Source organism: Pseudomonas sp. QTF5 (assembly GCF_000512695.2).
Classification (GTDB): Bacteria; Pseudomonadota; Gammaproteobacteria; order Pseudomonadales; family Pseudomonadaceae; genus Aquipseudomonas.
In genome coordinates this window covers 77,492-98,457 of record NZ_AZRW02000007.1, presented here as the reverse complement: position 1 = coordinate 98,457, position 20,966 = coordinate 77,492, and the positions used below count along the sequence as shown (strand labels likewise).

General features: G+C 59.6%; 17 protein-coding genes, 1 tRNA gene and 1 pseudogene. 12 read left to right on the top strand and 7 right to left on the bottom strand.

The window, feature by feature from the left end:
- Positions 1–106 precede the first annotated feature (106 nt).
- The 4 genes from rpsO to IC37_RS08020 all read left to right on the top strand — a co-directional run bounded on the left by rpsO (position 107) and on the right by IC37_RS08020 (position 3,331).
- Positions 107–376, top strand: a complete 270-nt coding sequence (rpsO, locus tag IC37_RS08035; protein WP_003197723.1) for a 30S ribosomal protein S15 — start codon at positions 107–109, stop codon at positions 374–376.
- A 195-nt stretch (positions 377–571) separates the two neighbouring features.
- The gene (gene pnp, locus IC37_RS08030) at positions 572–2,677 is read left to right on the top strand and encodes a polyribonucleotide nucleotidyltransferase (RefSeq protein WP_030128075.1); all 2,106 of its coding nucleotides are present in this window, start codon (positions 572–574) and stop codon (positions 2,675–2,677) included.
- A 138-nt stretch (positions 2,678–2,815) separates the two neighbouring features.
- Positions 2,816–2,891, top strand: a tRNA-Thr gene (locus IC37_RS08025).
- Between the two features lie 134 nt (positions 2,892–3,025).
- Positions 3,026–3,331, top strand: a complete 306-nt coding sequence (locus tag IC37_RS08020; protein WP_030128074.1) for a DUF6388 family protein — start codon at positions 3,026–3,028, stop codon at positions 3,329–3,331.
- A gap of 51 nt (positions 3,332–3,382) precedes the next feature.
- Here the strand turns inward: IC37_RS08020 and nadC are convergent, their stop codons facing one another.
- A complete protein-coding gene (nadC, locus tag IC37_RS08015) occupies positions 3,383–4,231 on the bottom strand; it encodes a carboxylating nicotinate-nucleotide diphosphorylase (protein ID WP_030128073.1) in 849 nt (282 codons plus the stop codon).
- Positions 4,232–4,573: 342 nt separating this feature from the next.
- Here nadC and IC37_RS08010 point away from each other — a divergent pair, with 342 nt between their 5' ends.
- The 5 genes and pseudogenes from IC37_RS08010 to IC37_RS30890 all read left to right on the top strand — a co-directional run bounded on the left by IC37_RS08010 (position 4,574) and on the right by IC37_RS30890 (position 10,605).
- The gene (locus IC37_RS08010) at positions 4,574–6,781 is read left to right on the top strand and encodes a DUF1631 domain-containing protein (RefSeq protein WP_030128072.1); all 2,208 of its coding nucleotides are present in this window, start codon (positions 4,574–4,576) and stop codon (positions 6,779–6,781) included.
- A 64-nt stretch (positions 6,782–6,845) separates the two neighbouring features.
- On the top strand, positions 6,846–7,415 hold the full coding sequence (ampD, locus tag IC37_RS08005; RefSeq protein WP_030128071.1) for a 1,6-anhydro-N-acetylmuramyl-L-alanine amidase AmpD: 570 nt from the start codon (positions 6,846–6,848) through the stop codon (positions 7,413–7,415).
- 2 nt (positions 7,416–7,417) lie between these two features.
- On the top strand, positions 7,418–8,254 hold the full coding sequence (gene ampE, locus IC37_RS08000) for a regulatory signaling modulator protein AmpE (RefSeq protein WP_030128070.1): 837 nt from the start codon (positions 7,418–7,420) through the stop codon (positions 8,252–8,254).
- 353 nt (positions 8,255–8,607) lie between these two features.
- Positions 8,608–9,699, top strand: a pseudogene (locus IC37_RS30895) (methyl-accepting chemotaxis protein); the annotation flags it as partial.
- Positions 9,676–10,605 (top strand): methyl-accepting chemotaxis protein, encoded by a 930-nt coding sequence (locus IC37_RS30890; RefSeq protein ID WP_371916313.1) that lies wholly within the window; start codon positions 9,676–9,678, stop codon positions 10,603–10,605. The pseudogene IC37_RS30895 and the gene IC37_RS30890, both read left to right, overlap by 24 nt.
- Before the next feature lie 129 nt (positions 10,606–10,734).
- Here IC37_RS30890 and IC37_RS07990 read toward each other — a convergent pair whose 3' ends face one another.
- Both IC37_RS07990 and cra read right to left on the bottom strand, forming a co-directional pair.
- On the bottom strand, positions 10,735–11,511 hold the full coding sequence (locus tag IC37_RS07990; protein WP_030128068.1) for a TatD family hydrolase: 777 nt from the start codon (positions 11,509–11,511) through the stop codon (positions 10,735–10,737).
- 3 nt (positions 11,512–11,514) lie between these two features.
- Entirely contained in the window at positions 11,515–12,510 is a 996-nt protein-coding gene (cra, locus tag IC37_RS07985; RefSeq protein WP_007900424.1) for a catabolite repressor/activator, read from the bottom strand.
- A gap of 301 nt (positions 12,511–12,811) precedes the next feature.
- Here cra and ptsP point away from each other — a divergent pair, with 301 nt between their 5' ends.
- The 3 genes from ptsP to IC37_RS07970 are packed head-to-tail and all read left to right on the top strand — an operon-like array spanning position 12,812 to position 18,365.
- Positions 12,812–15,673 carry a phosphoenolpyruvate--protein phosphotransferase gene (gene ptsP / locus IC37_RS07980; protein ID WP_030128067.1) on the top strand — a complete coding sequence of 954 codons (2,862 nt, stop codon included), beginning with the start codon at positions 12,812–12,814 and terminating at the stop codon, positions 15,671–15,673.
- On the top strand, positions 15,673–16,614 hold the full coding sequence (pfkB, locus tag IC37_RS07975) for a 1-phosphofructokinase (protein WP_030128066.1): 942 nt from the start codon (positions 15,673–15,675) through the stop codon (positions 16,612–16,614). The genes ptsP and pfkB overlap by 1 nt, the downstream gene beginning before the upstream one ends.
- 11 nt (positions 16,615–16,625) lie before the next feature.
- Positions 16,626–18,365 (top strand): PTS fructose-like transporter subunit IIB, encoded by a 1,740-nt coding sequence (locus IC37_RS07970; RefSeq protein WP_030128065.1) that lies wholly within the window; start codon positions 16,626–16,628, stop codon positions 18,363–18,365.
- A 157-nt stretch (positions 18,366–18,522) separates the two neighbouring features.
- Here IC37_RS07970 and IC37_RS07965 read toward each other — a convergent pair whose 3' ends face one another.
- The 4 genes from IC37_RS07965 to IC37_RS07950 form a co-directional block, all read right to left on the bottom strand.
- Positions 18,523–18,786 (bottom strand): bacteriocin immunity protein, encoded by a 264-nt coding sequence (locus IC37_RS07965; protein WP_030128064.1) that lies wholly within the window; start codon positions 18,784–18,786, stop codon positions 18,523–18,525.
- A gap of 225 nt (positions 18,787–19,011) precedes the next feature.
- Positions 19,012–19,269 (bottom strand): bacteriocin immunity protein, encoded by a 258-nt coding sequence (locus tag IC37_RS07960; RefSeq protein ID WP_030128063.1) that lies wholly within the window; start codon positions 19,267–19,269, stop codon positions 19,012–19,014.
- A gap of 47 nt (positions 19,270–19,316) precedes the next feature.
- Positions 19,317–19,568, bottom strand: a complete 252-nt coding sequence (locus tag IC37_RS07955; protein WP_030128062.1) for a bacteriocin immunity protein — start codon at positions 19,566–19,568, stop codon at positions 19,317–19,319.
- Positions 19,568–20,893 (bottom strand): S-type pyocin domain-containing protein, encoded by a 1,326-nt coding sequence (locus IC37_RS07950; RefSeq protein ID WP_095920345.1) that lies wholly within the window; start codon positions 20,891–20,893, stop codon positions 19,568–19,570. Before IC37_RS07950 ends, IC37_RS07955 begins: the two co-directional genes overlap by 1 nt.
- Positions 20,894–20,966: the final 73 nt, after the last annotated feature.

Genomic DNA, 20,966 nt, shown 5'->3' with positions numbered 1-20,966 from the left:
TGGCTGTTAACAGGCATGGTCACTACTCATTTATAGATACAGGGATTTGTCCCTGGCCTGTTGAAGCTGTTTCTTTGAAACAGTTTCCTGATAAAAGGATTGCCTCATGGCTCTCGACGTTCAAGAAAAAGCTCAAATCGTAGCTGACTACCAGCAAGCTGTTGGTGACACTGGTTCGCCAGAAGTGCAAGTTGCACTGCTGACCCACAACATCAACAAACTGCAAGGTCACTTCAAGGCCAACGGTAAAGATCACCACTCCCGTCGTGGTCTGATCCGCATGGTAAACCAGCGTCGTAAGCTGCTGGACTACCTGAAAGGCAAGGACGTGAGCCGTTACAGCGCTCTGATCGCTCGCCTGGGTCTGCGTCGCTAATAAGCGATTGCGCTAGAGGTTGGTTGTCTGTCGTGCGTCAGTGGATTTCCCGCTGGCGCATGGCAGGCTCCCAGCCTCAAGTTTTATCTGGATATACGTTTTACCCTGGACAGGCGTTGGGCCGATTCCCGACATTGCCCAAGAATTTCGCAAGAAGACAAGTTCCCCAAGAGCCACAAAAGAAGGTAGGACACCGTGAACCCGGTAATCAAAAAATTCCAGTTCGGTCAGTCGACCGTTACCCTCGAGACTGGCCGTATCGCCCGTCAGGCCTCCGGCGCAGTATTGGTCACCGTTGACGACGACGTCAGCGTATTGGTGACCGTTGTCGGTGCCAAGCAAGCCGATCCAGGCAAGGGCTTCTTCCCTCTGTCTGTTCACTACCAGGAAAAAACTTACGCTGCCGGTAAGATCCCTGGCGGTTTCTTCAAGCGTGAAGGCCGTCCTTCCGAGAAAGAAACCCTGACTTCCCGACTGATCGACCGTCCGATCCGTCCGCTGTTCCCAGAAGGCTTCATGAACGAAGTGCAGGTTGTCTGCACCGTCGTTTCCACCAGCAAAAAGACCGATCCGGACATCGCTGCGATGATCGGTACCTCGGCTGCCCTGGCCATTTCCGGCATTCCTTTCGATGGCCCGATCGGCGCTGCCCGCGTTGCGTTCCACGAAAGCACCGGTTACCTGCTGAACCCGACTTACGAACAACTGAAAGCCTCGAGCCTGGACATGGTTGTTGCCGGTACTTCGGAAGCCGTGTTGATGGTTGAATCGGAAGCCAAAGAGCTGACCGAAGACCAGATGCTGGGCGCTGTACTGTTTGCTCACGACGAGTTCCAGGTGGTGATCAACGCCGTCAAGGAACTGGCCGCCGAAGCAGCCAAGCCAACCTGGACCTGGGCTCCACAGCCAGAAGCCACCGCTCTGTTGGGTGCTATCCGTGCCGAGTTCGGCGACGCGATCTCCCAGGCTTACACCATCACTATCAAAGCCGACCGTTATGCACGTCTGGGGGAGCTGAAAGACCTGGTGGTTGCCAAGCTGTCCGGTGAAGAAGGTCAACCGACTTCCGCTGAAGTCAAAGCGGCTTTCGGTGAAATCGAATACCGCACCGTTCGCGAAAACATCGTTAACGGCAAGCCACGTATCGACGGTCGCGACACCAAGACCGTACGTCCGCTGAACATCGAAGTCGGCGTTCTGCCGAAGACCCACGGTTCGGCCCTGTTCACCCGTGGCGAAACCCAGGCCCTGGTAGTCGCGACTCTGGGTACTGCCCGTGACGCACAGCTGCTGGACACCCTGGAAGGCGAGAAAAAAGACCCGTTCATGCTGCACTACAACTTCCCTCCGTTCTCGGTAGGTGAGTGTGGTCGCATGGGTGGCGCTGGTCGTCGCGAAATCGGTCACGGCCGTCTGGCCCGTCGTTCGGTTCAGGCCATGCTGCCTGCTGCCGACGTGTTCCCGTACACCATTCGTGTTGTGTCGGAAATCACCGAGTCCAACGGTTCGAGCTCCATGGCTTCGGTCTGCGGCGCTTCCCTGGCTCTGATGGATGCCGGCGTTCCGATGAAGGCACCGGTTGCCGGTATCGCCATGGGTCTGGTTAAAGAAGGCGAGAAATTCGCTGTCCTGACCGACATCCTGGGTGACGAAGATCACCTCGGCGACATGGACTTCAAAGTAGCCGGTACCGCCAAAGGTGTTACCGCGCTGCAGATGGACATCAAGATCAAGGGCATCACCGAAGAAATCATGGAAATCGCTCTGGGCCAAGCCCTGGAAGCGCGCCTGAACATCCTCGGTCAGATGAACCAGATCATTGGCCAGTCGCGTACCGAGCTGTCGGAAAACGCTCCGACCATGATCGCGATGAAAATCGACACCGACAAAATCCGTGATGTCATCGGTAAAGGCGGCGCGACCATTCGTGCGATCTGTGAGGAAACCAAGGCTTCGATCGACATCGAAGACGACGGTTCGATCAAGATCTTCGGCGAAACCAAGGAAGCGGCTGAAGCGGCACGTCAGCGCGTTCTGGGCATCACCGCAGAAGCTGAAATCGGCAAGATCTACGTCGGCAAGGTTGAGCGCATCGTCGACTTCGGCGCATTCGTCAACATCCTGCCGGGCAAGGACGGTCTGGTTCACATCTCCATGCTGAGCGATGCTCGCGTCGAGAAAGTGACCGACATCCTGAAAGAAGGCCAGGAAGTGGAAGTGCTGGTACTGGACGTGGACAACCGCGGCCGTATCAAACTGTCCATCAAAGACGTAGCAGCAGCCAAGGCTTCGGGCGTTTAATCACCCCCTTCGCCTGACCGCTTCAACGTTGTAGAAATGCCCCGCAGTGGACGCTGCGGGGTATTTTTTTGCCTGCGAAAAATTGAGACGCGTCGCGAAGTTGCCTGACCCTGAAGTCGGTGCTAGGTTTAGCCCACCGCCCGTGTAGCTCAGTCGGTAGAGCAGCGCACTCGTAACGCGAAGGTCGCAGGTTCGATTCCTGTCTCGGGCACCAGCGACACTTTGTTTTCAGATGATCCCGAATGGTTCTGAAGGCCAGACAAACCGGGCTTAAAACGGTTTTTTTGCGTCAGAGAGATCCTTGATGATCCAGATCCATCTTCCATTCCCCAGATCAGCGAGAACGCCATGACCGTTAAAGAATTGACCCAAGAAGCCAGACACGAAGAAGCCCTGAAAAAGTACGTGCTGGACGCACCCCAGTTGCTGGAAGAGATCAAGGACTTGCCCGCCGACGATCAGAAAGACCAGATCCAGTGGGCGTTCGAGGATGAGGCGGAAGCTCAGGGCTTGCAGCCGTGGGAGTTGACGCTCAAATACACCACAACTCCGGAAGAGTTCGAGGCTGCGCGCCTGGCGCTGCACAAGGAGGCGGCCGAGGTATTGGGCGTCGAGTGGGAAGAGTACTGCGAGATGAATAATCTGGTGGTCTAAAAAAAATGCCAGCCTTTATCAGGCTGGCATTTTTTATTATCAAAGGCGTGATCAGAGACTCAGTCGCATCGACAGGTCCACAGCCTTCACATCCTTGGTCATCGCACCAATCGAAATATAATCCACCCCGGTTTCGGCGATGGGCAGCAGCGTGCTTTCGTTGATGCCGCCGCTGGCCTCCAGTTTTGCCTTGCCGGCGTTCAGGCGCACGGCTTCGCGCATGTCGTCCAGGCTCAGCTCATCGAGCATGATGATGTCCGCACCCGCAGCCAGGGCTTCCTTGAGCTCCGCCAGGTTTTCCACTTCGATCTCCACCGGTTTGCCCGGGGCGATCTTGTGCGCGGCAGCGATAGCCTCAGGGATTCCACCGCAGGCAGCAATATGGTTTTCCTTGATCAGGAAGGCGTCATACAGGCCGATGCGGTGGTTGTGGCAACCGCCGGAGGTTACCGCGTATTTCTGGGCCAGACGCAGCCCTGGCAGGGTTTTGCGAGTGTCGAGCAACTTCACCTGAGTCTTGGCGACGAAATCGGCCAGGTACTGTGCGCGAGTGGCTACACCTGACAGCAATTGCAGGAAATTAAGAGCACTGCGTTCGCCGGTGAGTAGCGAGCGTGCCGGGCCCTCGAGGTGGAATAGCACCTGATTGGGTTTCACTCGCTCGCCGTCGCTCACCTGCCAGTGCACGGCGACCCGCGGATCCAGTTGCCGAAACACGGCATCGACCCACGCGGTTCCGCTGATAACGGCGGCATCACGGGTGATGATGGTGGCTTTGGCCAGGCGTTCGGCCGGGATCAGTTGCGCGGTAATGTCGCCGCTGCCGATGTCCTCGAGCAACGCACGGCGCACGTTGGCTTCGATTTCGGCGGTCAAATCGGCGAGACGTAGATTCGGCATAACGGGCTCCACAAACAAAGTGGCCCGATTATAGGGCCATGCTGCGAGGCAACCCAAGGTATCAACGGCCATTCCCTCGTTCGCAAACCTGCATTTGGTCGATTCGCGCGAGCAATCAGTGCCAGGGGGCGTTCTCAATTAGTTTCCCGGGAAGCGCAGAGTCCGCTGGTACAAGGAAGGTCTTTTGCAGATAATCCGCCTTTCATTTGACGTCATGGCTTTGACGTAATTTTGGATTCCGAATGACAACGGTGACGAGTGTCTCTGTTGAGCGCCGGCTGTGGGGTCTGCGCGCTCGATCTTTCTTACCGAATCGAAGCATCACCGTCTCAGGAGGCCTGGATGCACAACGACGGGAATGTAGTGCCTTTACTCAAGGCGACTACCGACCAGGCGATTCACTCGCCGCTCGCCCGCCTGCCCGTGATTCTGCTTCAGGTTCGCGACAAGGCCGCTCAACAGCTCAAGCAAGGTTTGCAGGAGCTGTTCGATAACGCCGACGACACCCTGTTCGAAATGGCCGACCGGGCCCGAAATAATGTCGAGCAAAACATCTTCTTCGAGGCCATGCGCGATTTGCGCCTCAAGCGCAAAAGCATCGAACGCGGATTTCTCGAGCAATTCTTCGAGGCCTTCGTCAGCCTTGCGCAGTACGACATTTCCCAAGCTGCCTTACCCCGGGCATTGGCTTTCGATGCCTGCGCGTCGATGCCTAATGACGACATGGAGCGCAACGTGGCGGTAGAGGCCATGGTCGGCAAAGTGCTGAATCGCGACGGTTTCGCCCTCGACCAGCTCACCGCTCGACTCAGCACACTGCTGAGCAAGACGCTGGTCGAACAGCACAACCCCCTGGGGCCGACGCTGCTCTGCGAGTATTTTTTGCAGGCCGGGCGCAACCTGGGCATGGAGATCAAGGTCAAGCTGATCATCCTCAAACTGTTCGAGCGTTATGTGCTCAGCAATGCTGATCAGCTCTACGCCGAAGCCAATCAATTGCTGATCGCTACTGGCGTACTGCCGGATCTCAAGCCCGCCCCGGCGCGGCGTGCCATTGATCGGGCGGTGGCGAGTGTTCATGCCGCCCCCGTCGAAGCTGGGGGGCGCTCCGGCAATCCTCAGATAGACGATGGCGTGCAGGAGGTCTTCGCCGCATTGCAGGAATTGCTGCTCCATGTGCGTGGCAGCGTTGCGCCGACCCTGGAAGTCAGTGCCCAGACCCAGCCCATTTCCACCCGCGACCTGCTGCGCCTGCTCTCGCACTTGCAACAATACGTGCCGGCGCTGGCGGCTCAGGATGACTTCGATCTGCGTAACCAGCTCGAACTACTGCTGACCCGGGTCAGCGTCAAAAGCGGCAGATCCCGCGTGGTGGGGGTGGCCGACGAAGATGTGATCAACCTGATCGCCATGCTCTTCGAATGCATCCTCGATGACCGCAACCTGCCGGACTCCCTCAAGGCGTTGATCGGCCGTTTGCAGATACCGATGCTGAAAGTCGCGGTGCTCGACAAGAGCTTTTTCAGCCGCAATAGCCATCCAGCCCGGCGTTTGCTCAACGAAATCGCCGCTGCGGCCATGGGCTGGGGCGAATGCGATGACCATGAGCGCGACAGCCTGTACCTGCGCATCGAGCAAGTGGTGCAGCGCTTGTTAAACGATTTTGTCGATGACCCGGCGATCTTTTCCGAATTGCTGGCGGATTTTCTCGCCTTCACCAGTGACGAGCGCCGTCGTAGCGAATTACTCGAGCAGCGCACCCGTGACGCCGAAGAAGGCCGCGCGAGGACCGAACTGGCACGTCAGCGCGTCGAGCAGGCGCTGAACCAGGCGTTGGTGGGCAAGGTGTTGCCGCCCAGCGTGGTGGCGTTTGTCCAGGAGGCCTGGAGCAAAGTGCTGTTGCTGACCGGCCTCAAGCACGGTGATCAGTCCGCCGAATGGCATGCCGATGTGCAGACCATGGAACAATTGATCTGGAGCGTGCAGCGTCATGACGAACCCGATGCGAGCCTGCGCTTGTTGGCGCTGGTGCCGGGGTTGCTCAAGTCGTTGCGCGATGGGTTGAACAGCTCGGCATTCGACCCGTTCGCCACCGGCGAGTTTTTCAGCGAGCTGGAAGCGTTGCACGTTCAGCTGTTCGAACGCCCGGGCCAGAACAGTACGCCTGTTGGCGGACCGATGATGATCCAGGTGCAGCAGGAAATCGTGCTTCGCACCGCTGATGAAGGCCCGGTCGAGAAGGTCTCGGTGTGTTTGCCGGAGGGCGACGTCGCACTGCTTCAAGTCGATCAACTGCACCCGGGCTGCTGGGTCGAGTTTCAGGACGACGAGGAAAACACCCTGCGCTGCAAGCTGGCGGCGATCATTGAAGCCACCGGCAAGTACATCTTCGTCAGCCGTACCGGGATGAAAGTGCTGGAGCACAGCCGTACCGGGCTGGCCCTGCAGTTCCGGCGTGGCGCGGTGCGAACGCTGGACGACACCTTGCTGTTCGACCGGGCGCTGGAGTCGGTGCTGGGCAACCTGCGGCGTCTCAATCGCGGCAAGTGATCGCGCGCCGAGGGTCTATCGCGGCATACTGGGCACCAACACAGTCGTCGTTGAAGGAACCTGTATGCAGTTGGACCCCGCGAGCGGTTGGTGTCAGGGCGTGCGCATATGCCCCTCGCCCAACTTCAATGCGCGCCCCGAGGGCGAAATTTCCCTGCTGGTGATCCACAACATCAGTCTGCCGCCCGCGCAGTTTCTGACCGGCAAGGTGCAGGAATTTTTTCAGAATCGTCTGGATGTCACGGAACATCCCTACTTTGCAGGAATCGCCGATCTGCGGGTGTCTGCACACTTTTTGATCGAACGTGACGGCACCGTCACTCAGTTTGTCTCTTGTCTTGAGCGCGCCTGGCACGCTGGCGTCTCGTGTTTCGAAGGACGGGAAACCTGTAACGATTTTTCCGTGGGCATTGAACTCGAAGGCACGGATGATCTGCCGTTCACCGACGCCCAATATCAAGCGTTGACGGCCCTGACCCGACAGCTGCAAAGCGCCTTCACAGGTATCACCACGCGACGCATCTGCGGGCATAGCGACATCGCACCCGGGCGCAAGACTGATCCGGGACCGGCATTTGACTGGGCACGCTATCGTGCGGCTCTGGCAAAAGCTGCTCTGGAAAAAAAGGAGTAACAATGAGTTTTCTGGTGCTGCTGTTGGCGGTGTGGATCGAGAAGTTCTCGGCCCTGCGCCATCGGGTTCAACGTGATGGCGGTTGGGTGCGTGAGCTGCACAAGCTTGAAGCCAACCCACGCATGACAAACCGTCCGTGGCTGATACTGGTGGTGCTGGTGTTGTTGCCGGTGGCGCTGCTGGGTTTGCTGTTGGTGGTGCTGGACCCGGTGGCCTACGGTTTGCTGGCGTTACCGGTGCACCTGCTGGTGGTGATTTACAGTTTGGGCCGTGGTGATCTGCTGGCCCGCCTCGGGCCGTTCCGCGATGCCTGGCGCCGGGAAGACCTGCAAGCCGCCGCCCATGTGGCTAAACGTGATCTGAATATTTGCGCTGATAGTGGCGAGCAACTGCTAGAGCGAGTTGAAGGGCATCTGCTGTGGCAGGCCTATCAGAGCTTTTTCGCGGTGATCTTCTGGTACTTCCTGCTGGGCCCGGTTGCAGCGTTGAGCTATCGACTGCTGGCGCTGGCCGAGGAGCATGGGCAGAACCCGGCCGTGGTCGAGCGAGCGGCACAGCTGCGTCATGCGTTCGATTGGGTGCCGGTGCGCCTGCTGGCGGCGAGCTTCGCGCTGGTCGGCAACTTTGTCGCGGTCGGCCGGGTGATGCTGCACGAACTGCTGAACTGGAACATCAGCGCCGCCCAACTGATCGAGAAGGTCGGGTTGGTGGCTGGTGAAATTCCGGCACCGATGGTCGGGCCGGACGGCATCAACAGCCTCGACCGGATCTGGGAACTGCTGCTGCGTGCGGCAGTGCTTTGGTATGCCGGTTTTGCGTTGTGGACTGTTTTGTCCTAACCACGATACATCTCAAGTGAATATCATTGTGGCGAGGGAGCTTGCTCCCGCTGGGGCGCGAAGCGGCCCCCCAGCACCCTTTCAGACAGACCGGGTTGCCCGGATTTACGACTGCTTCGCAGCCGAGCGGGACGGTGCGGCGTTCCGACAAGCTCCCTCGCCACAGGGGGCTCATCCGCTCCAACAACGGCACCCTGTCGTTAACCTTAAGTTACAAAACCCTCCGCCGATTTAGGCTATACAGAGATAGCGCCAATAGTGGCTATCTGCTGTCTCTGCGCGCCTGCCATAAAAATAAGAATTCAAAGGGAGACTTCACAGTGAAGAGCTTGCTCTATCCCGCCGTCGCGCTAATGAACCGCCTGAGCTTCGGCATGAAGTTCAGCCTGATCAGCGTGCTATTCCTCGTGCCGATGCTGGTGACCAACTTCTATCTGGTGCGCGATTCCTATCGCGAATTCCAGGGCACACGGGTCGAGCTGCAGAGCCTCGACCTGTTGGGCAGCGGCCTGAGCCTGCGCCGGGACCTGGAAACCCTGAACAACCTGGTGCAGATCAATGTCACCCTCGGCCAGTCCGGCAAGGCCGGCAATATCGAATCGAATATCAGCGCCCTGGAGCAAAGTGTTCTGAGCCGTTTGCAAGGGCTGGCGGCGATGACCACTGACCCGGAGCAAATCGCCTTTTTCGATGGCAAGCGCGATGAAATGATCGCCGCGTTCAAGGCCCAGCAAACGGAAAACTCCTTGCAAAGCAAAAGTGCGCTGATCGGCAAGTTGCTCGGCAACGCGCAGATTTTCAGCCAGATCATCACCAGTCAGGCAGGCCTGAGCCGCGACAGCCAGAGCGACATGCGTCAGCTGAGCGAGCTCATTACCAACGTCACGCCAGCCGTCACCCAGACGCTCGGCGAAGGCCGGGCGATGGGTTCTTACTCGTTGGGGCAGGGCTTTCTCAATTCGGCGTCGAGCACCCGTTTCGATGAGTTGCTGGCGCAGATCGAAAAGCTTCAGGCCGAATACGGCCTGAAGCTGCAGGACGCTCTGGGCTCCAGTAAAGCGGCGCACGAAACCCTGGCTGCTCAGGCCGAACGCAGTAAGGCCTCGCTGAAAAAGGCCAGTGAACTGTTCGAAGAACAAGTGGTGATGGCTGACACCCTCGATGCACCGTGGCAGACCTTTTACGATCAGGTCACGGGCCTGATCGACCAGACTTACCAGCTCAATGAAGCCACCCTGAAATTTCTCGGTACCCAGTTGCAGCAGCGGCTGGAGCAGCACCGCACTCACATGATCCTGCAGGCAGTGGCGCTGGCGCTGGTGTTTGTGTTGATTTTTTACCTCTACGGCGGTTTCTATGCCTCGACCCGCACCACCCTCAAGCGTCTTGGCGCGGTGATGGACAAGGTGGCGGCCGGGGACATGACCGTGACCTTCAGCGCCAACAGCCGTGATGAACTGGGCGAGTTGGGCGAGGTATTCACCGGCACCGTGAAGAAAATCCATGATCTGATCGAGCGGGTGGGCCAGACCGTCAGTGAGGTCGAGCGCCAGGCCGGCCAGGTCGAAAACGTGTCCGCCCAGAGCAATCAGGCGGTGGCGGGGCAGCGTACGCAGATCGAGCAGGTCGCCACCGCGATGAACCAGATGTCAGCCACTTCTCTGGAGGTGGCGCGCAGTGCCGCGGCGGCCGTCAGCAGCGCCCACAGCGTCAACGACGAGACCATTAGCGGGCGCGGGCTGGTAGAGTCCCAGCAGGGCAGCATCGCTGCACTGGCCAGTGAGATCGATCAGTCGGCGCGGGTGATCAATCAACTGGCCAGCGACAGCCAGTCCATCAGTCGTGTGCTGGAAGTGATCAAAAGCATTGCCGAACAGACCAACCTGCTGGCCCTCAACGCGGCCATCGAAGCTGCACGCGCGGGCGAGCAGGGCCGTGGTTTTGCGGTGGTGGCGGACGAGGTCCGGACCCTGGCCAAACGCACCCAGCAATCGACCGAAGAAATCGAGCAGATGATCGCCAAGCTGCACAGCGGTGTCGGTGCGGCGGTCAAGGCGATGGGCACCAGCCATCAGATGGCCAACGGCACGGTCGGGCAGTCGGAAAAGGTCCAGCAGGCGCTGGAAAACATCCTCGGCGCCGTCGGTATGATCGTCGACCAGAACCAGCAGATCGCCGCTGCGGTAGAGCAGCAGACTGCGGTGGCTCACGACATCGACCAGAACATCGTCGAGATCAACCGCGCCGGTGAGCGCACCGCCGAAGGCGCGCACCAGACTGAAAATGCCAGTCGTGCGTTGTCGGCTCAGGTAGTGGAACTCAAGCAATTGATCAGCGCGTTCCGGGTTTGACGCGACACAGCAGATCCAATGTGGGAGCGGGCTTGCTCGCGAAAGCGGTCTATCAGTCACATCAATTTTGAATGTGACGGCCTCTTCGCGAGCAAGCCCGCTCCCACAGGGGATGTATGTGGCGACTGATTACCAGTTGAACAGCTCACACGCATTGGCCGTGCTGGCAGCAGCCAATCGTTCGGGGCTGATCGCCATGAGGGCGGACAGTGCCTCGCAGATTGCCGGCAAATGAGCCGGGCTGTTACGTTGGCCGGGAAACATGGCGGGGGCCATGTCCGGTGAATCGGTTTCCAGTACCACCGATTCAACGGGCAAACCGGCGAGCACGCGGTGCATGCGCAGGGCCTGCGGCCAGGTCGCGGCACCGCCGAGGCCGAGTTTGAAACCCAGCTTGATGTATTCGCGAGCCTCTTCCTGGCTACCGGCGAAGGCATGAATGATCCCCGCGCGCTTCAAGCGAAATCGTTTGAGCGTGGCAATCACCGTCGCATGGCTGCGTCGCACATGAATCAGAGCCGGCAGATTGAAGTCCGCCGCCAGTTGTAATTGAGCGTTGAACAGCGCCTGCTGACGTTCGCGATCCAGGGTTTCGATGAAGTAATCCAGGCCGATCTCGCCCACCGCGCACAACTGCCGATGGCCCGCCAGACGCGTCAGCCAGTCACCGAGTTCGGTCAAATCCTGAGGGCGATGGTCATCCAGATACACCGGGTGCAAACCGAACGCCGCGTGCAGATCGGGATCGCTCTGCACCAAGTCCCAGACCCGCTGCCAATTGGCCTGATAAACCCCCAGCACCACCATTCGTCGCACGCCGAGGGCGCGGCTCTCGGTTAGCAGCGCCTGACGATCCACGTCGAAATCCGGGAAATCCAGATGAGTGTGGGTGTCGATCAGTTCCACGGCTCAGTCCTGATGAATTCGCTGCTTGAAGGTCCGCGCGATGGCCTGCACGCCGGGTTGGTAATCGGCCTGTTCAATGGCCGCCAGCGCCAGTTGCAGCGCCTTATCGGCGATCAGCTGATGCTGCTGGGACATGGCGTTGACCGGCAGTGGCAGGAAGTCCAGCAACTGCGTATCACCGAAGGTACCCAGGCGTAGCGGACGGGTTTTCAGCGGGAAGTCGTGCAAGGCATCGAACACGCCCTGAAGCAGCACGTAGGACGTGGTCACCAGCGCATCCGGTAAATGGCCCAGGCGCTGAAGCAACTCTTCCATCAATTGTTTACCGCATTCACGGCTGAACGACTCACCGTGTTCGATCAGCGCCTCGCCTTTGAAGCCGTTCAGCGCTTCCTTGAAACCCGCCGCTCGTTCCTGGCTGATACTCAATTCGGGACGGGCACCGATCAGCGCGATCTGCTTGGGCAACGGGTCCAGCAGGCTGCGGGTAAGCTGCAGACTGGCTTCACGGTCGTCACTGATCACCGAGCAAAAGTGCTCAGGCTCCATCACCCGGTCGATGGCGATGATCGGAATGCCTTTGGCCTGCAACTGGCGATAACTGTCGTCGCCGGCCGGCAGGCAACTGGCGACGATCAGTGCATCGCAGCGGCGGGCGCGGAACAGTTGCAGCAATTGCCGTTCGCTGTCCGGCGCATCGTCGGAGCTGGCGATCAGCAGCTGATAGCCGCGAGCCCGGGCGCCTTGTTCCAGCAGTTTGGCAATGCGTGCGTAACTGGGGTTTTCCAGGTCCGGCAGAATGAAGCCCAGGGTGCGGGTGTGCCGACTGCGCAACCCGGCAGCCTGAGGGTTGGGTGTGAAGCCATGTTGTTCGACCACCGCACGCACGCGTTCGACGGTGGCACTGCTGATGCGTTGCTGTTCAGCCTTGCCATTGATGACATAACTGGCGGTAGTCACGGAGACGCCGGCCAACTGTGCAATATCACTGAGTTTCAACCCGGGTTTTCCTTATTTGTTCGAGCTTGCCCGACATTTTCGCCAATCCTACCCGATTCGGGCAGGCGACCATTGTCGCAGCAGATCCGACAATTGGACTTCAAGGATGAGACATTATCGAGTAACGTGCCTAACATTCTAGATTAAACGTTTCAGCAGGCGTATTTTCTACGTTACAGGTCGCTTTGGACGGTTCTGCCGCGAAACCGCCAAAACTGCCCCTGAAAAGGTGCTCCCAAGGGCCTAAGCTGAATCAATCAAAACAATACCTGGCGTCACACGGCGCCAAAAAGGAGAAAGCATGCTCGAGCTCACCATAGAGCAGATATCCATGGGCCAGTCGGCTATGGATAAAGCCACCGCCTTGCAATTGCTCGCTGACCGACTCGTGACCGATGGCTTGGTGGCCGACGGTTACCTTGCGGGCTTGCAGGCCCGGGAAACCCAGGGCTCGACCTTTCTCGGCCAAGGTATTGCCATCCCCCACGGCACCCCGGAAACCCGCGATCAGGTGTTCGCCACTGGCGTGCGGCTGATGCAGTTCCCGGACGGCGTGGACTGGGGCGATGGCCAGATCGTTTATCTGGCGATTGGTATCGCCGCCAAATCCGATGAACACCTGCGCCTGCTGCAACTGCTGACCCGCGCCCTCGGTGAAACCGATCTGGGCCAGGCTCTGCGCCGCGCCAGTTCCGCCGAAGCCTTGCTGAAACTGCTGCAAGGCGCGCCGCAAGAACTGGCGCTGGACGCACAGATGATCGGCCTCAGTGTTTCCGCCGATGACTTTGAAGAACTGGTCTGGCGCGGTGCCCGTTTGTTGCGGCAGGCCGATTGCGTGAGCAATGGTTTTGCCGGCGTTTTACAGCAGGTCGAAGCGCTGCCCCTGGGCGATGGCCTGTGGTGGCTGCACAGCGAACAAACGGTGAAGCGTCCGGGCCTGGCCTTCGTCACCCCGGATAAACCCATACGTTACCTCGGTCAGCCGTTGAGCGGTCTGTTCTGCCTGGCCAGCCTCGGTGAAGCCCATCAGGCGCTGCTCGAACGCCTTTGCGCGTTGCTGATCGAAGGCCGGGGTCATGAATTGGGCCGTGCCACCAGCAGTCGCGCGGTGCTGGAAGTCCTCGGCGGTGAAGTGCCGGCGGATTGGCCGAGCGTACGCATTGCCTTGGCCAACGCCCACGGTTTGCATGCGCGCCCGGCGAAGATCCTCGCGCAACTGGCGAAAAGCTTTGAAGGCGAAATCCGCGTGCGCATTGTCGATGGCCATGACAGCGCGGTATCGGTGAAGAGTTTGAGCAAACTGCTCAGCCTTGGCGCCCGTCGCGGTCAGGTGCTGGAATTCATCGCCGAACCGACTATCGCCGCCGACGCCTTGCCAGCCTTGTTGGCGGCCATCGAAGAAGGCCTCGGTGAAGAAGTCGAGCCACTGCCGGCCGTGAGCCAACAGCGCGAAGTGCTCGCCGAAGTCGTCGAAGTGCTGCTCGCGCCAAAGTCCGGCAGCCTGGTTCAGGCGATTGCCGCCGCACCGGGGATTGCCATCGGCCCGGCGCATATTCAAGTGCTGCAAATCATTGATTACCCGCTGCGCGGTGAGTCCGCCGCCATCGAGCGTGAACGTCTCAAGCAAGCGCTGGCGGATGTGCGTCGCGACATCGAAGCCCTGATCGAGCGCAGCAAGGCCAAGGCGATTCGCGAGATTTTCATCACCCATCAGGAAATGCTCGACGACCCGGAACTGACCGACGAAGTCGACACTCGCCTCAAGCAAGGCGAAAGCGCCGAAGCGGCATGGATGGCGGTGATTGAAGCGGCCGCCAAACAACAGGAATCGCTGCAGGACGCCTTGCTCGCCGAGCGTGCCGCTGACTTGCGCGATATTGGCCGTCGGGTGCTGGCGCAATTGAGTGGCGTCGAAACACCGGCCGAGCCCGCGCAGCCGTACATTTTGGTGATGGACGAAGTCGGTCCGTCCGATGTGGCGCGTCTCGATCCGACGCGCGTAGCCGGCATCCTCACCGCTCGCGGTGGTGCCACGGCCCACAGCGCCATCGTCGCCCGTGCCCTCGGTATTCCGGCGCTGGTGGGCGCCGGTGCCGCCGTGTTGCTGCTGAAGCCGGGCACACCGCTGTTGATCGATGGCCAACGCGGTCGCCTGCACGTGGACGCTGATGCCGCAACCTTGCAACGCGCCACCGAAGAGCGGGATACCCGCGAACTGCGCTTGAAAGCCGCCGCTGAACAACGCCATCAACCGGCGCTGACCACCGATGGTCACGCGGTGGAAGTGTTCGCCAACATCGGTGAAAGCGCCGGTGTCACCAGCGCGGTGGAGCAGGGCGCCGAAGGCATTGGCCTGCTGCGCACCGAACTGATCTTCATGGCCCACCCGCAAGCGCCGGACGAGGCGACTCAGGAAGTCGAATACCGTCGCGTACTCGATGGCTTGGCCGGTCGACCGCTGGTGGTGCGCACCCTCGACGTCGGTGGTGACAAACCGCTGCCGTACTGGCCGATCGCGAAAGAAGAAAACCCGTTCCTCGGTGTGCGTGGCATTCGCTTGACCCTGCAACGCCCGCAGGTCATGGAAGCGCAGTTGCGCGCCTTGCTGCGAGCGGCTGACAACCGTCCATTGCGGATCATGTTCCCGATGGTCGGCAGCGTCGATGAGTGGCGTCAGGCTCGGGACATGACCGAACGTCTGCGCCTGGAGATCCCGGTTGCGGACCTGCAACTGGGGATCATGATCGAAGTACCGTCGGCCGCCTTGCTGGCGCCGGTGCTGGCCAAAGAGGTGGACTTTTTCAGCGTCGGCACCAACGACCTGACGCAATACACCCTGGCCATCGACCGTGGTCATCCCACCTTGTCGGCCCAGGCTGACGGCTTGCATCCAGCGGTGCTGCAACTGATCGACATCACCGTGCGTGCGGCTCATGCTCATGGCAAGTGGGTCGGCGTGTGCGGTGAACTGGCGGCCGATCCGCTGGCGGTGCCGGTGCTGGTGGGCCTGGGTGTGGATGAGTTGAGCGTGTCGGGCCGCAGCATTGCCGAGGTCAAGGCACGTATTCGTGAACTCAGCCTGACCCAGACTCAAACCCTTGCCCAACAGGCCCTGGCCGTGGGCAGCGCGAACGAAGTCCGCGCATTAGTGGAGGCCCTGTAATGGCCAAGATTTTAACCCTGACCCTTAACCCGGCGCTGGACCTCACCGTTCAGTTGCCGCATCTGATACCCGGTCAGGTCAACCGCAGCGACGAAATGCACACCCACGCCGCCGGCAAAGGGGTGAATGTGGCCCAAGTGCTGGCCGACCTCGGTCATCAGCTGACCGTCAGCGGTTTTCTCGGGGAAGACAACCTTCAGGCGTTCGAAACCCTATTCGCCAAACGCGGCTTTACCGATGCATTCGTCCGCGTCCCGGGCGAGACCCGCAGCAATATCAAACTGGCGGAAAGCGATGGGCGCATCACCGATATCAACGGTCCGGGGCCGAGGGTCAGTGAAGCGGCGCAGCAGGCTTTGCTCGATCGTCTCGACCAGATTGCTCCAGGGCATGACGCAGTTGTCGTGGCCGGTAGTTTGCCCCGTGGTGTGAATCCTCAGTGGTTGCGCGAGTTGATCCAGCGCTTGAAAAAGCGTGGTCTGAAAGTGGCGCTCGACACCAGCGGTGAAGCCTTGCGCGCAGGTCTGACGGCCGGCCCATGGCTGATCAAACCCAATACCGAAGAACTGGCTGAGGCGCTGGATTGCGAGGTGGTTTGCGTGACCGCCCAAGCCGAAGCGGCGAGCCGCTTGCATGCCCATGGCATCGAGCACGTGGTGATTTCCCATGGTGCCGACGGAGTGAACTGGTTCAGTGTCGGCTCGGCCATGCACGCCACGCCGCCCAAGGTCAGCGTGGTCAGCACTGTCGGTGCGGGGGATTCGTTGCTGGCGGGCATGCTGCATGGGTTGCTCAGCGCCGATACGCCCGAACAAACCTTGCGCACCGCCACCGCGATTGCCGCCATGGCCGTCACCCAGATCGGTTTTGGTATCGGCGATGCCGCGCAACTGGCGCGGCTTGAACAGGGCGTGCGCGTGCGCCCCCTGACAGAACAATAAGAGGGTTTGACATGAAGTTAGCCATTGTTACGGCCTGCCCGAACGGCATGGTCACCAGTGTGCTGTGTGCTCGTCTGCTTGATGCAGCCGCCCAGCGTCAGGGCTGGAGCACCAGTGTCGAAGTGGTTGATGCGGCCCATCCGGAACGTCAACTGTCGGCCTCGACCCTTGAAGCCGCTGAGTGGGTGTTGCTGGTCACCAGCGGGCCAGTGGATATGTCGCGGTTCGTCGGCAAACGCGTGTTCCAGAGCACCCCGGCCCAGGCCTTGCAAGATGTCGAAGCACTGCTGCGTCGCGGGGTAGAAGAGGCCGAGGTTTACGTCGCGCCCGAAGCCACCGCCGAGCCTGCTGCGGTGGTTAAAAATGCACCGCGCCTGGTGGCCGTCACCGCATGCCCGACCGGCGTCGCCCACACCTTCATGGCCGCCGAAGCTTTGCAGCAAGCGGCCAAACGCCTGGGTTACGACTTGCAAGTGGAAACGCAGGGTTCGGTCGGCGCACGCAATCCACTCAGCGCAGAGGCGATTGCCGATGCTGACGTGGTGCTGCTGGCGGCAGACATCGAAGTCGCCACCGAGCGTTTCGCCGGCAAGAAAATCTACCGCTGTGGCACCGGCATCGCCCTGAAACAGGCCGAAGCAACGCTGAACAAAGCCCTTGCCGAAGGCAGGCAGGAAAGCGCTTCGACGGGCGCCAAAGGCCCGGCCAAACAAGAGAAGACCGGCCTCTACAAACACCTGCTGACCGGTGTGTCGTACATGCTGCCGATGGTGGTGGCGGGCGGTCTGATGATCGCCTTGTCCTTCGTGTTCGGCATCACCGCGTTCAAGGAGGAAGGCACGCTCGCGGCGGCGCTGATGCAGATCGGCGGCGAGACCGCGTTCAAGCTGATGGTGCCGCTGCTGGCGGGGTACATCGCCTACTCGATCGCCGACCGCCCGGGCCTGGCGCCGGGGATGATCGGTGGTTTGCTGGCGAGCACCCTGGGCGCCGGTTTCATCGGCGGGATCATTGCCGGTTTCATCGCCGGCTATGCGGCCCAGGCGATCAACCGCTACGCGCGCTTGCCGCAGAGCCTTGAGGCACTGAAACCGATCCTGATCATTCCGTTGCTGGCGAGCCTGTTCACCGGTCTGGTGATGATCTACGTGGTCGGCAAACCGGTGGCCGGGATGCTCGCGGGGCTCACGCACTTCCTCGACAGCATGGGCACCACCAACGCCATCCTGCTCGGTGTGCTGCTGGGCGGCATGATGTGCGTCGACCTCGGCGGGCCGATCAACAAGGCGGCTTACGCGTTTTCGGTAGGGCTGCTGGCGTCGCAAAGTTATGCACCGATGGCCGCAACCATGGCCGCTGGCATGGTGCCGCCGATTGGCCTGGGCATCGCCACGTTCATTGCCCGGCGCAAGTTCGCCCAGACTGAACGCGAGGCCGGTAAAGCGGCGCTGGTATTGGGGTTGTGCTTTATCTCCGAGGGGGCGATTCCGTTTGCGGCGAAAGACCCGCTGCGGGTGATTCCGGCGAGCATCGCTGGCGGCGCGCTGACCGGCGCGTTGTCGATGTATTTCGGCTGCAAACTCATGGCGCCGCACGGTGGGTTGTTCGTGATGCTGATTCCGAATGCGATCAACCATGCGCTGTTGTATCTGCTGGCGATCGTGGCCGGGAGTTTGCTGACGGCGGTGACGTATTCGGTGCTCAAACGGCCTGAGACGGTGGAATTGGTGCTGGAACCGGTCAAGGCTTAAAAGCAAAAGATCGCAGCCTTCGGCAGCTCCCAGGATTGTGTTCGACCACGATATTGCGGCGTACATCGAATCTGGAGTTGTCGAAGGCTGCGATCTTTTTAATTGTCACCCCGATATCGAATCAGGTCGGCGACGTCGTTTGCTCATGGGGACGGCTTCAGTTTTCAGGATCAGTTCTGAAACCTGGCAGACCCTGAGTTGAACGCCATTTCTTTACAGTCTGTGTGATGCCTTCTGCCGAATCATCAGCATCATCTTCCGGGTAGAAGATCAAATCAGAGCCTGCTGGGTGTTCACTTATGGTGTTGAAGTGATGCACAAGCCTGTTTTCCTCCTCTTCGTTTTCCTCGTTTCCTATGATGCGTTGAAGCAGCCTGATGAATTCTTCTGTGTAATCTGAAACGCTGCTTTTCAGAGTCATTGCCTGTCCTCCCTGTGAATCTCTGCGTGTCGTTCGGCGTAACTATTGCGAGGTGGTTAACCTGCAAGTTGTCGACGACAAAACAGGCCGCGCTGGCGTCGCTGAAAGCAAGTTGATTCAAGCTCAGTAAGCGTCTGGGCAGCTCCTGCGCCAAGTGCGGGGGGCTGTCCCGTTCACTGAACCTGTACCGACATGCTCAATCTCGGCCAAATTTGCCACTTGGGATCACTCGCTTTTGAATCCCGGCAGGCCCTGAGCTGCACGCCACTCCTTCACAGTCTGTGTGATGCCTTCATTTGAGTTGTCTGCACCTTCTTCGGGATAGTAAATGAGGTCGGTTCCGTCAGGATGCCCTGTAATCTTGCAAAATTGTTTTAGCAAAGGATCGAGAATCTCGTCCGGTACATTCTTGTTCGCGGCCCGGATTTCCTGCATGAGTTGAATAAACTCTTCTTCGGCGTAGTCACTGAATCTGCTTTGCATTTTTTTGCTTATTTGCGGGTGGTTGAGTACGACTTCAGTTCTCTGGATCAGTCCCTGAAACCTGGCAAGCCTTTGGACGCGCAATAGTCTTCGATTGTCTGCACGACTCCTTCCGGCGAGTCATCTGCTCCATCCTCTGGATAGAACAGCAAGTCGCTCCCTGCTGGATGCGGCACGATGTTGTTGAAGTGCTCCACCAGCTTCCCCCGGTCTTCCTCTATTTCGGCATCGCCGATAGCGCCAATCAGCGCTATGAATTCCTGTTTTGTGTACTCGGCAAGATTGCTCTTCAAATCCATTATTCAGCCCTTCTGTGTATGTCGATATGGCGCCTTGGCGTGACAGCTCGCAGATTGTCAGCATCGTATACGGCGCCACCATCCTTGATTGGTTCCACGTGGTGCAATTCGAATGCAATTCGTTTTCCTACATGCTCGATTTTTGGGGCTGCAGGGGCCAAGCCTTTCGCCATGCCGGACAGGTTGCGTGAATTGAATTGCTGACTTAGCTCTACGTCATTGGCTACGGCTATCCAGAACGCTTTCCTGAATGCGTCGAAGCTATTGAACTGTTGGCCACGAAGCTGACCAACAATCCGCGTTGGAACGGGAGCGCCTAACCCGGTGCCAGCCCCAGCAAGCCAAACCCCCGCCACATCCTCGCCCACCCCCGTAACCCCTCCGGGTTCAAACCGGGCATTGAGCACGATGTAGATCGGCTCAAGCCCCGCATCCGCAGGAAACCAGATAATCGCGTCCTGATAATCGGGTGGATGCTCCGGGTTCACCAAAGCCTTGTTGGCTTGCTCGGTGGGCGGGTACACCCATATCGTCGGCAGTGGCGGGGCGCCTTCGAGGGCCGGGATGCGTGGTATATCGTCGGGGTTCGCCGCAGGCGTCCAGATCAGGCCGATGCCGTTGCCGAGGTCGGCGACAAACTGTTCGCCTTCCTGGGTGGCCTTGATGACCGGGACAAATTCCCAGTCTTTTTTCCCGCCGGTGTAGAAGCCGTAAGCGTTGACGGAGCCGTCCGGCAAGGTCTTCACGTTGAGGCGCACACGGGTTCGCCCGGTATTCAGTTCCGCGTACTGTTCTTTCTTGTAGAAGGCGCTGTCGAGGGAAAGGCGGGTATTCGGCATCAGGAGTGCCACGGTCCCGAGCGCTGCGCCGGCGGCCACAACCGTGGAGCCTGATAGCAGACCGAGTGCAAGAGAGCCTCCGAGACGTTGGGCGATGGCGCCGGCCGTGGCTGAGCCTCTCACCAGTTTCAGGGGGACCCCGGCGGCTGTGATCGGCGCACCGGTGTCGAGCACGGCCCATAATCCGTAGTCGGCCAATTTCTCTACGGGGACAAATCCGGCCGGGTGGCTGTGATTGATGACGCCGTCAGGGAGGTTGCAGCTCTTGGCGAACACGCAACCCTGCGAATCGGGCTGAGTGTTGAGTGCGTCCTGTTGTTTTTTCTGATGCATCTCCCAGCGGGCGTTGGCGTCCAGTTCATTCTTTCGGTTAATGGCGGCTACCGCTGCGCCGGCGTCCTGGAAGGCTTGTATCTGCGCCTGGGTGGGTTGTTGTGTTGGGGCGGGCAGAAAATCCGGGGTGTCCGGGAAACCGAGCTTTTTCATTAGCGCTTCTTGTTCGTCTGGGTTCACCTCGAACCAACTGAAAGGCTCAGAGGCTGGCGTTAGGACGTTTCCC